At 63.8% G+C, this 11,021-nt stretch carries 7 protein-coding genes and 1 tRNA gene; 6 read left to right on the top strand and 2 right to left on the bottom strand.

The window, feature by feature from the left end; translation table 11 throughout:
- Both rnc and mutM read left to right on the top strand, forming a co-directional pair.
- The coding region (gene rnc, locus ACE03M_RS00895; RefSeq protein WP_485932223.1) for a ribonuclease III at positions 1 to 651 on the top strand (651 nt) is incomplete at its 5' end.
- A gap of 10 nt (positions 652 to 661) precedes the next feature.
- Positions 662 to 1,585 carry a bifunctional DNA-formamidopyrimidine glycosylase/DNA-(apurinic or apyrimidinic site) lyase gene (mutM, locus tag ACE03M_RS00890; protein WP_143922484.1) on the top strand — a complete coding sequence of 308 codons (924 nt, stop codon included), beginning with the start codon at positions 662 to 664 and terminating at the stop codon, positions 1,583 to 1,585.
- A 181-nt stretch (positions 1,586 to 1,766) separates the two neighbouring features.
- Here mutM and ACE03M_RS00885 read toward each other — a convergent pair whose 3' ends face one another.
- Both ACE03M_RS00885 and ACE03M_RS00880 read right to left on the bottom strand, forming a co-directional pair.
- Positions 1,767 to 3,605: a BCCT family transporter gene (locus tag ACE03M_RS00885; RefSeq protein WP_485932221.1), complete on the bottom strand. Its 1,839-nt coding sequence runs from the start codon at positions 3,603 to 3,605 to the stop codon at positions 1,767 to 1,769.
- A 287-nt stretch (positions 3,606 to 3,892) separates the two neighbouring features.
- Positions 3,893 to 3,965 (bottom strand) — tRNA-Asn (locus ACE03M_RS00880).
- An 86-nt stretch (positions 3,966 to 4,051) separates the two neighbouring features.
- Between ACE03M_RS00880 and smc the strand changes: the two genes are divergently transcribed.
- The 4 genes from smc to ACE03M_RS00860 all read left to right on the top strand — a co-directional run bounded on the left by smc (position 4,052) and on the right by ACE03M_RS00860 (position 10,920).
- Positions 4,052 to 7,654 carry a chromosome segregation protein SMC gene (smc, locus tag ACE03M_RS00875; RefSeq protein ID WP_485932219.1) on the top strand — a complete coding sequence of 1,201 codons (3,603 nt, stop codon included), beginning with the start codon at positions 4,052 to 4,054 and terminating at the stop codon, positions 7,652 to 7,654.
- A gap of 199 nt (positions 7,655 to 7,853) precedes the next feature.
- Positions 7,854 to 8,255: a hypothetical protein gene (locus ACE03M_RS00870; RefSeq protein WP_009885107.1), complete on the top strand. Its 402-nt coding sequence runs from the start codon at positions 7,854 to 7,856 to the stop codon at positions 8,253 to 8,255.
- Between the two features lie 180 nt (positions 8,256 to 8,435).
- On the top strand, positions 8,436 to 9,578 hold the full coding sequence (gene ftsY / locus ACE03M_RS00865; RefSeq protein WP_143922487.1) for a signal recognition particle-docking protein FtsY: 1,143 nt from the start codon (positions 8,436 to 8,438) through the stop codon (positions 9,576 to 9,578).
- A gap of 121 nt (positions 9,579 to 9,699) precedes the next feature.
- Positions 9,700 to 10,920 carry an ammonium transporter gene (locus ACE03M_RS00860; RefSeq protein ID WP_143922488.1) on the top strand — a complete coding sequence of 407 codons (1,221 nt, stop codon included), beginning with the start codon at positions 9,700 to 9,702 and terminating at the stop codon, positions 10,918 to 10,920.
- Positions 10,921 to 11,021: the final 101 nt, after the last annotated feature.

The raw sequence follows: 11,021 nt of genomic DNA, 5'->3' as shown, positions 1-11,021 counted from the left end.
CCCGAGACTTTTCGTCTGGCCCTGACTCACCGCTCCTTCGCCTTCGAAGCCGGCGGCATACCCACGAACGAGCGTCTCGAATTCCTCGGCGACTCCGTCCTTGGCCTCGTGGCCACCGAGTCGCTGTACTACGACAACCCGGATCTGGCCGAAGGTTCACTGGCCAAGATGCGCTCCGCCGTGGTCAACACCAAAGCCTTGGCGTCGATCGCGCGCAGACACAAGATCGGCCCCCACATTCTTCTGGGCAAGGGCGAAGAGCTGACAGGCGGCCGCGACAAGGACTCGATCCTTGCCGACACCGTCGAGGCCCTCATCGGCGCGACCTTCGTTGCCCGCGGACGTGAAGAGGCCTTCGCCTTCGTCCACCGCCTCATTGATTCGATGCTCTCCGATGCGGTGAATCTGGGTGCCGGAATGGACTATAAGACGACACTGCAGGAAGCAGCGGCCGATCTTGATCTGGGCGCCGTGAGCTACGAGATCGTCTCCTCGGGACCCGATCACGCCATGGTCTTCACCGCCACCGCCCTGCTGGGGGACAACGGCTGGGGCACCGGCGACGGCTCTTCGAAGAAGAACGCCGAAGCAGCAGCCGCGGAAGTCGCCGTCAAGGCCATCCGCACCATCTATCCGGACTACACGCGCTGAGGCATTTCTGATGCCCGAGCTTCCCGAGGTAGAGAGCGTGCGCCTCGGCGTCCATGAATGGACTGCCGGCACCACCATCACCGGCGCCGAGGTGATCGACCCCCGGATTCTCGGCACCACGTCCCAGCGTCGCATCGATGCTTCCGCAGCCGTCGAGTTCGTCGCAGCGGTGTCCGGGCGGCGAATCATCGGTGCCGAACGTCGCGGGAAGTTCATGTGGCTGACCCTGGGTGAGGACCGTGGTGCTGGCCCGGCTGCCGAGCCGGCTGCCCCTGAACTCAGCCTGCTCGTTCACCTCGGCATGAGCGGACAGCTGCGCGTCCACGATGCCGCTGACGAGATCCACAAGCATACCCGGGCGATCCTCCGCCTCGAGCGGGGGAGCGAGAGCCTCCAGCTGCGTTTCATCGACCAACGGATCTTCGGCCATCTCGGCGTTCAGCCATTGGTGCACGCCTATGGTCGGCTCGTGCCCGCCTCGGCGAATCACATTGCAGCCGATCCTCTGGAACCGGCTTTCGAACCCGGCCTGGCTCTCGAGCAGCTCTCTCATAAGCGCACGGTGGTCAAATCAGCGCTGCTCGACCAGTCCCTGGTCAGCGGCATCGGCAACATCTATGCCGATGAGGCACTCTTCAGGGCTGGTATCCACCCGCTTGCGATCCCCGCTCGCACTCGCAAGTCCCGCCTGGCCGCCGTCCTTGACTCTGCGTCACGGGTGATGAGCGATGCGCTGGCCGTGGGTGGGACCAGCTTCGACGCCCTCTACGTCAACGTCAACGGGGAGTCCGGATACTTCGACCGTGCCCTGCTCGTATACGGGCGCGGCGGCCAGGAGTGCGTGCGCTGCGGCACCGAGATCGAGAAGATGACGATCGGGGGACGAGGCAGCCACTTCTGCCCGACCTGCCAGCGCCCGCCGCGGTACCGCTGAGGCCACCGCCGAGACTGCGTCACGCTGGCGCCCGGGCCTGCGTCGGCATTCCTACCCCGGGCCTGCGTCGGCATACGTGTACCGATGCGACAGGCGAAAGGCGGCCGGCGAGACTCTCTCGAGTCGTACTGGCCGCCTCTGGCATTCACCGATGTCGCGCGGTCAGCGCCGCGACAATGGGTTACCTGATGGTGTCGCCTTGCTCGTGATCGGCATCGTTGAGATCAGACAACTCTGACGAACCTGACTCGGCGTCTTCATTGTCTGCTGCGATCACGTCGGCAGGCAGTTCGGAAGTCTCGAGTCCGAAGACCTCGCCGTTGTGCTCGTCGACGGCGGTGGCCACCGACTGCTCGAGGATGTGACTGGCCAACTGACCCTGAATGATCAGCGGATCTCTCGACAGGTCTCTCCACAGCGCCACACAGAGCAGCAGCATGACGAGGACGAACGGCAGCGCGGAGACGATCGTGACGTTCTTCAGCCCTTCGAGAGCCTCGGCTGGATCGGAGCCCCCGGCCAGAAGCATCACCGCTGCCACGGCGCCGGTGGCCGTACCCCAGAAGATCACGAGGCCCTTGCCTGGCTCCTGCACTCCGTTGGCACTGAGTGTGCCCATGACAATGGACGCGGAGTCGGCACCAGTGACGAAGAAGATCGCGATGAGGATGACAGTGACGATCATCAGGATGATGGCGATGAGGTTGGGCAAAGGCAACGCGCCGAGGAGGTCGAACAGAATCGTGTCCATGTTGATATCGGGTTCGCCGTCGACGATCTTTGCGAGTGCCTTGACCGTGCCCTCGCCGCGTTCGGCCCGTTCCTGGATGCCGATCGCACCGCCGCCGAAGACCGCGAACCAGATGGTCGAGACGACTGAGGGGACGATGAGGACGCCGGTGACGAACTGACGCACCGTGCGGCCGCGCGAGATGCGGGCGATGAAGAGACCGACGAAGGGCGACCATGAGACCCACCAGGCCCAGTAGAAGACGGTCCATGAGGACAACCAGCCATTGACGTCCGGTCCGTTGGCTGCGGTTCGCGACGCCATCTGCGGCAGGTCCTGGATGAATGAGCCGATCGAAGACGGGATGACGTTGAGGATGAAGAGGGTGGGCCCCCCGATGAAGACGATGAGCGCGACGATGAGCGCGAGGACCATGTTGATGTTCGACAGCCATTGGATGCCCTTTTCGACACCTGAGACGGCCGAGGCGACGAACGCTGCGGTGAGTATGGCGATGATGATGACGAGCACAGGAGAAGTGACTGTGGACATCAGGCCCGCCGACTCGATGCCGCCGCCGATCTGAATCGCTCCCAGGCCCAATGAGCACGCGGAGCCGAAGAGCGTGGCGAGGATGGCCATGACGTTGATGACCTTGCCGCCGACGCCGTTGACGGCGCGTTCGCCGAACAGTGAGGTGAACATCGAGGAGAACAGCTGAGACCGTCCGAGGCGGAAGGAGCCGTATGCGATGCCGAGGCCGACGATGGCATACATCGCCCATGGGTAGAGGGTCCAATGGAACAGCGTCGTACCCATCGACGTTCCCATCGCCTCAGCGGACGATCCGTCAACCGTCGCCGGCGGAGGAGACATGTAGAAGAACAGGGGTTCGCCGACTGCGGAGAAGACCAGTCCGATTCCCATGCCGGTGGCGAACATCATCGCGATCCACGACGAGGTCTTGAACTCGGGAGTCTCATCGTCCTTGCCCAGCGGGATCCGCCCGAACTTCTTCAGGGCGACGACGATGACGAAGATGGTGAAGATCGTGGCCGCGATGACGAAGAGCCAGCCGAAGTTGTCCATGACGCCGGTCAGCAGGGTACCCGCGACAGTGCCGAGGCTGTCTGGAGAGATGAATCCCCAGGCGACGAAGGCAACGGCAAGGATGCCGGCTGTGAAGAACACCATCTTGTCGAGACCTTCGCGTTTGAAGGGTCTGAGCTTGGTGGTCGGATTCTTCAGGTGCTCGATCAGCTCCTGAGTCTTGGTGTTGTCACTGCTCATAGGGATGCTTGCCGAATATGTCGGCCGCAGTGATCCTGCAGGCGGACGTGATCGGCGCTCCTTCCTGTTCAGGTACTGCATGGTGATTCTTAGACGACATGACGGTGTAAGGACGGGACATAGGCAGGCGGTAGGAAACGCTGGATCCAAAATAGACCCGTTTCGACGGATTCCCATTAGGTGAGTGGAAAAATCTTCACTATTGAGACAAAATTCGGATCCAGAATCCGCTGCACCGACCTCTGACATGCCCAAGGCCCCGTCGTATACGACGGGGCCTTGATCAGCTCCCCCGGCTGGGCTCGAACCAGCGACCCTTCGATTAACAGTCGAATGCTCTGCCAACTGAGCTACGGAGGAACGGCACCGAAATCGGCGCACGAGGAGACACTCTATCAAACGTTTCGAGAACTGCGAGTACTCACCCGAGATATGCTGGGTGGACAATGCATCTCAAAAGCCTGACCCTGCGAGGATTCAAATCCTTTGCCTCGGCGACGACGCTCAAGTTCGAGCCGGGCATCACCTGCGTTGTCGGCCCCAACGGCTCCGGCAAGTCCAACGTCGTCGACGCCTTGTCCTGGGTGATGGGCGAGCAGGGTGCGAAGAATCTGCGCGGCGGGAAGATGGACGATGTCATCTTCGCCGGAACCTCGAAGCGACAGGCATTGGGCCGCGCCGAGGTGGCCCTGACGATCGACAACACCGACGGAGCCATCCCCGTCGACTACACCGAAGTCACGATCTCACGCACCCTGTTTCGTACAGGCGGCAGCGAATACGCCGTCAACGGGACTCCGGCGCGACTCCTTGACATCCAGGAGCTGCTCAACGACTCGGGACTGGGCAAAGAGATGCATGTCATCGTGGGGCAAGGGCGTCTCGACGCGATTCTGCACGCCGATCCGATCGAACGTCGCAGCTTCATCGAAGAGGCCGCGGGCGTCCTCAAGCACCGCAGGCGCAAGGACAAGGCCGTGCGCAAACTCACCGGCCTGCAGACGAACCTTGATCGCCTCTCCGATCTGCGGACCGAACTCAACCGGCAGCTGGGGCCGCTGGGGCGCCAGGCCGAGGCCGCGCAGAAGGCCGCCACCGTCCAAGCCACCCTGCGCGACTCCGCTGCACGACTGCTGGCCGATGACACCGTTCGGCTGCAGGCCTCCTTGGCTTCCACCTCGGGCGCTGAGGGCGAAGACGGCAGAGACCGCATCGGCGACCTCGAGCATCGCCGATCCCGCACTGAGCAGCGACTGCAGGAGATCGAGGCACGTCTGGGCACTCTTGATGCTGAGCTCGAGGATCTGCGCACCGCCGAATCACGGACACAGACCCAGATCGTTCGTGCCAGAGGAATCGCCCAGCGTGCCGAGGACAAACGCTCACACCTGCTCTCCGAGGTCGCGAGCCTGGGCCGTCGGGAGACGAAGTCGCCGGAAGAGCTGAGGTCCCAAGCCGAGCACCACAAGGAGGAGCTTCGCACCGCGGAGGAGGCGGTCAAGGAGTCCGCGGCAGCACTGGATCGCAGTCAGATGCGCAAAGAAGAGCTCGCTCTGGCATTGAAGAAGGCCGAGGACGAGGTCAAAGCCACACAGCTGGCCATCACCGAGGCGATCAAGAACAGGTCGGCACTGCAGTCGAAGAGCTCCCAGGCGCGTGAGCGCATCAGCGACCTCACGGCTCGGATCGAATCCAATCGGGCAGAGATCGACACCGCCTCGACTCGCATCGCCGAACGTCGCGAGGAACTGAGCACCGCTGAGGCGGCCGTCGAAGGGGTCGAAGCAGGAGAGAGCGAACTCGACACGGAGTACGAATCCGCCAAGGAGGCCCAGACCACGTTGGAGACCGACCTCGAGGGACTCCGGGCGCAGAAGGCGAAGACCGCATCGGAACTGGCCTCGGCAGAGGCCCGAGCAGAGGCGCTGTCCCTCGGCACAGCCTTGGAAGCCGACCTCGAGGACATCGTGAACGCGGATCTGCCGGGAGTCGGCTCGGCCGTGACCGAGCGGTTGTCCGTGGTCAACGGGTTCGAGATGGCCGTGGCGGCAGCCCTGTCGACCACGGTCTCCGGTGTGCTCGTCGACTCCGGTCAGGTGGCATTGACAGTGCTCGACCACCTCGGCGAGGACACCAATGTCCACCTCACGATCCCGGCAGGGGCGAGTGCCAGGGTGGGCACTGCAGCAGGCGCCGGTGCACGTGCCGGCAAGGGTGCGAACCAGGCGAGCAGAACGAGCTCTGCGACCACACTGCCCGAACTCAGCGGGATCGCCGACGGCCCACCGTCGATCCGGTGGCTCAGCGATGTGGTCAGCAGCGACGTGCCCGAACTGACCGAGCTGCTGAACTCCGCGCTGGAGGCGGTCGTGTGCGTTGATGATGCTGCCAGCGCGCTGTCCATCATCGATTCCCGCCCCGAGCTCACGGTGGTCACACTCGGCGGTGAGATCCTCACCGCGACACGTGTCACTCGGGCACGTACCGCTTCGGGCACCCGTTTGGCATCACAGACCGCGCTCGAGGAGACTCGCTCCTCCATCACCGATCTGCAGCAGGTTCGGACCCGAATCGATGCCGACATCGCCCGGGTCGAGGAGAAGCTGGCCGAGGCGAAGGCAGCAGCCTCCGCGGCTCTTGAGAAACTGCACTCCTCGGACGCGGCGATCATGGCCGCCGGGGAAGAGGTCTCCCGAATCGCGGGCGACATCACTACAGCCCAGACTCGCCTGCAGCGGGCCAAGGACAACGAAGCGGAGCTAGCGACACGCCTGGAGACGGCCGAACGCGAGGCCCGCACCGCCGAATCCGCGCTCGCCGGGGCAGACGACGTCGAAGAGGTTGTCGACACCACCGAACGGGATGAACTGAGCCGGCGGGTGTCCCAGTCCTCCGAAGACGTCATCGAGACCCGAATCAGCCACAAGGCGGCCACGGATCGAGCACGATTCCTCTCCGACAGGGTCGACTCCCTGCTTCGCCAGGCCACGGCAGAGGAGACCGCACGCGAGCAGACCCAGCGGACGATCGCACGCAAGAACAGATCGGCTGCCTCGGCGGTGCTTATCGTCGAGATTGCACAGAACTCGACTTCAGCCGCAGAGACGACGGTGTCCGAACTGGGCTCCCAGATTCAGGTCCTCGTCAAAGAGCGCGGGCAGCTGCGGGAGGAGAAGGGCCGGCTCGGTGAGGAACTGGGCACCACGCGCACGCAGCTGCAGCGACTCAAGGACGCTGTCGCCGAAGCCGAACTCGCCAAGGAACGATTCCGACTCAAACTCGAAGAGATCGAGAACCGGGCGAGAGAGGAGACCGGACTCGGCCTCGAGCGGCTGGTCGAGCTCTACGGCCCTCATGTTCCGGTTCCTGCTTTCGACGAAGGCGAGGAGGAGCGTCCCTATGTGCGGTCCGAGGTCGAGAAACGACACAAGAAGGCGACCGCCGCCCTCAAACGCATCGGAACGGTCAACCCCCTGGCACTCGAGGAATACGAGGCACTCAAGGAGAGGCACCAGTTCCTCGAAAAGCAGATCACTGACATCGAGTCCTCGAGGAAGGACCTGATGAAGCTCGTCGACGAGGTCGATCGGCACGTCGAACGAGTATTCGCCGAGGCCTATGCGGACACCGCGCGGGAATTCGAAGACATCTTCTCCCGCCTGTTCCCCGGCGGTGAGGGATCCCTGAGCCTGACCGACCCCAACGACATGCTGACCACAGGCGTCGACGTCCACGCCCGGCCCGCGGGCAAGAAGGTCAAACGACTGTCCCTGCTCTCCGGCGGCGAACGGTCACTGGTCGCCGTCGCCATGCTGGTGGCGATCTTCAAGGCTCGGCCCAGCCCGTTCTATGTTATGGACGAGGTCGAGGCTGCACTCGACGATCTCAACCTGTCCCGCTTGCTGACCGTGTTCGAAGAGCTGCAGGATTCGTCTCAGCTCATCGTCATCACCCACCAGAAGCGAACGATGGAGATCGCCGATGCACTCTACGGGGTGACGATGCACGGAGATGGCGTGTCGAAGGTCATCTCGCAGCGGATCCCATGAGCGGCAGCCGTTCGCGGGAGGCCGATTCGGCAGAGATGTCCAGGGGAGTCCCAGGGAATTCTCCAATAGGCTCACGGTCCCCGAATACGAATGTCGTGGATTTGGACGATAGACTTGAGCGCAGGGAAGCATTGTCGAAAAGCTTGAGGAGCGGGACGTCCATGGCCGAGTCGGCTGAATCACGAGGTGACTCGCGAGCATGAATGCAGTACTCGTCGTCATTGTCGGACTCGCCGTATCGTTCGCGCTGGCCCTCATCGTCGTGCTCCTCGTCGCGCTGCCGGGACTGAGGGCTGAAGGTCGCCTGAAGTACTCATCCGATGTGCAGCGGTTTCGACTTCCGGGGCAATGGACCGGGTACGACGACGAGGTCCACGAATTCTTCGGTCATGACGACGGCACCTCCCACCTGGCGACTCGGGAACAGGCTGCAGTCACCGCGATCCGGGACCATTCCTACGTGCTGCGGCCCCAGCCGCGCCGGCACGCCGCACCATCACTGCTGACGGTGAGGCCGCGCACCCGTCATTGGAAGATCCCGGAATCCGGCACAGGGTGGAGAACCACAGCCGGACTGCTCTTCGGCAGCCGAGGTTCCTGACCGGACCACACGACATCATCACACGCGCCCCGAGACAGCGGGGCGCTGGGGTGCGGGCCACCGGAGCGCACAGCGGCCTCGCGCCGATGTGCGCAACACGACCGGCACAGCACCCTTGACCGGCGGCCACCGCGCGAGAACGTGGGGCCAGGGAAGGTAATCAAAGGAGGACGTACGTCAATGGATCAGCCGATCATATTGCTCATCGTCGCAGCCATCGTCTTCATTCTGGTCGTCGGGCTGGGCTTCACCCTGCGCGTCAACGCCAAGAAGAAGGGGCTGCGCGATGAGCGCAGCATCGACGCCGATGTCACCGGCGAACTCAAGATCGACGACATCTCCGAGGCGGTCGCCAAGGAGAAGGCTGCCACACGCGGATCCGAGGTTCCCACCGAACCTGGGAACCGGCTCGTTCGCCTGCGCGAACGCCTCGCGAAGTCCAACTCCGGGCTGGGCCGCGGTCTGCTCAGCCTGCTCTCGCGTGACAACCTCGACGAATCGACTTGGGAAGAGATCGAAGACACTCTCATCCTCGCCGATGTCGGAGTCGATCCGACCACGGAACTCGTCGACAGACTGCGCGAACGCGTCAAGGTCCTCGGCACCCGTGAACCGGAAGAGGTCAGGGGACTGCTTCGGGAAGAACTCATCAAACTCGTCGATCCCTCCATGGATCGTGAACTTGCCACCGCAGGCACCGACGGCGACCCAGCCGTGATGCTCGTCGTCGGAGTCAACGGTGCCGGCAAGACGACGACAGTGGGCAAGATCGCCCGTGTGCTCGTCGCTGAAGATCAGAGCGTGCTGCTGGGTGCTGCCGATACGTTCCGTGCCGCGGCCGCCGAGCAGCTGTCCACCTGGGGCGGTCGCGTCGGCGTGGAGACCGTCCGCGGCGAGGAGGGGGCCGACCCCGCCTCCGTGGCCTACTCCGCCGTCGAACGCGGCAAGGAAGACGGCACCGACGTCGTGCTCATCGATACGGCCGGACGCCTGCAGAACAAGATCGGCCTGATGGACGAACTCGGCAAGGTCAAGCGTGTGGCCACACGCCCTCTGGGCGAGGGCCACGAGATCGACGAGGTGCTCCTCGTCCTCGACGCCACGACCGGGCAGAACGGAATGCAGCAGGCCAAGGTCTTCGCCGAGGCGGTCAACATCACCGGCATCGTGCTGACCAAACTCGACGGCACCGCCAAGGGCGGAATCGTCGTGGCCGTCCAGCGTGAGCTCGGGGTTCCGGTCAAGCTCATCGGCCTCGGTGAGGGTGCCGATGATCTGGCGCCGTTCACTGCCGAAGGATTCGTCGACGCACTGCTCGACTGACCGTATTCTCCAGCCTGTGTCACATGCTGGAAACATGATCGACTCACTGGTGTGACATCCGTCATGGACACTGTCACTGTTCGGTTCTAAACGGAGCCGACAGAGACGTGAAAGAGACGACATGGAACTCGACGCAGTGAATGTTTGGATGATGGTCGCGGCCGGTCTGGTCCTGCTCATGACCCCCGGTGTGGCCTTCTTCTACGGCGGCATGACCCGAATCACCTCGAGCATCAACATGATGATGATGGTGTTCTCGGCAATGGCGATGGGCGGGCTCGTCTGGGTCCTCTTCGGATACGGACTGAGCTCCGGAGACTCCGTGCTGGGGATCTTCGGCAATCCGCTGTCCGAGATCGGCCTCGCCGACACAGTCGCCAACGAGCCCGAAGCTCTCATCTCCATCGGCTACGGCTCCACCTTCGCGATGATCGCGATCGCACTCATCGCCGGTGCCGTCGCTGATCGGGCGAAGTTCTCCACCTGGCTGGTCTTCGCCGGCCTGTGGGTGACCTTGGTGTACTGTCCTCTGGCCTTCATGGTCTGGGGCGACGGACTGCTCAGCGAGTCGGGTGTGATCGGCAGCGCCTTCGGGCCGGCGATCGACTTCGCCGGCGGAACGGTCGTGCATATCAACGCGGGAATCTCCGCTCTCGTGCTCGTCGTCGTCATGGGCCGCCGGGCCCGCTATTCGACACCGCACAAGCCCCACAACATTCCGATCACCGTTCTCGGTGCGGCGCTGCTGTGGTTCGGCTGGTTCGGATTCAACGGTGGAGCCGCCTCGACGATCGAGCAGGCCGGACTGATCTGGGTCAACACCCTGGCCGCCCCTGCCGCCGGAATGATCACCTGGATCGCAATCGAGCGGATACGGGCGACTCGCCCCAGCAGCATCGGCAGCGTCTCCGGGGCGATCGCCGGTCTTGTGGCCATCACCCCCGCCTGTGCGAACGTCGAACCGTATGCGGCGATCATCATCGGAATCGCGGCAGGCGCAGGAGCTGTGCTCGCTGTGGAAGCGAAGAACCGCCTCCGCTACGACGACGCTCTCGACGTCGTCGGCGTCCACCTCGTCGCCGGTGTCATCGGCACTGTGATGATCGGACTCTTCGCGGTCCCGAGTGCAGACTCGGCCGCCGGCCTCTTCCACGGTGGAGGACTCGGGCTCCTCGTGTCGCAGATCGTGGCCACGGTCGTTGCCCTGATCTACGCCGGAGGCGTGACCCTGGTGATCGCTCTCGCCCTGCGGAAGACCATGGGGCTGCGCATCGACCCCAGAGACGAGCTGTCGGGCATCGATGCCTTCGAACACGCGGAGCAGGCCTACTCGTTCCGCTGAACCCCGAAATCTCCCGCCAGGGGGCCGGTCGGTCTCACCGGCCGCCTCGGTGAGGGGGAGTGCGTGAGCGTACTCACCGATCGCCTCGGTGGGGTGGAAGC

Source organism: Brevibacterium sp. AGC70 (genome assembly GCF_057334195.1).
Note: the sequence above shows the minus strand (reverse complement) of the source record. Positions and strands in the feature narration are given on the sequence as shown.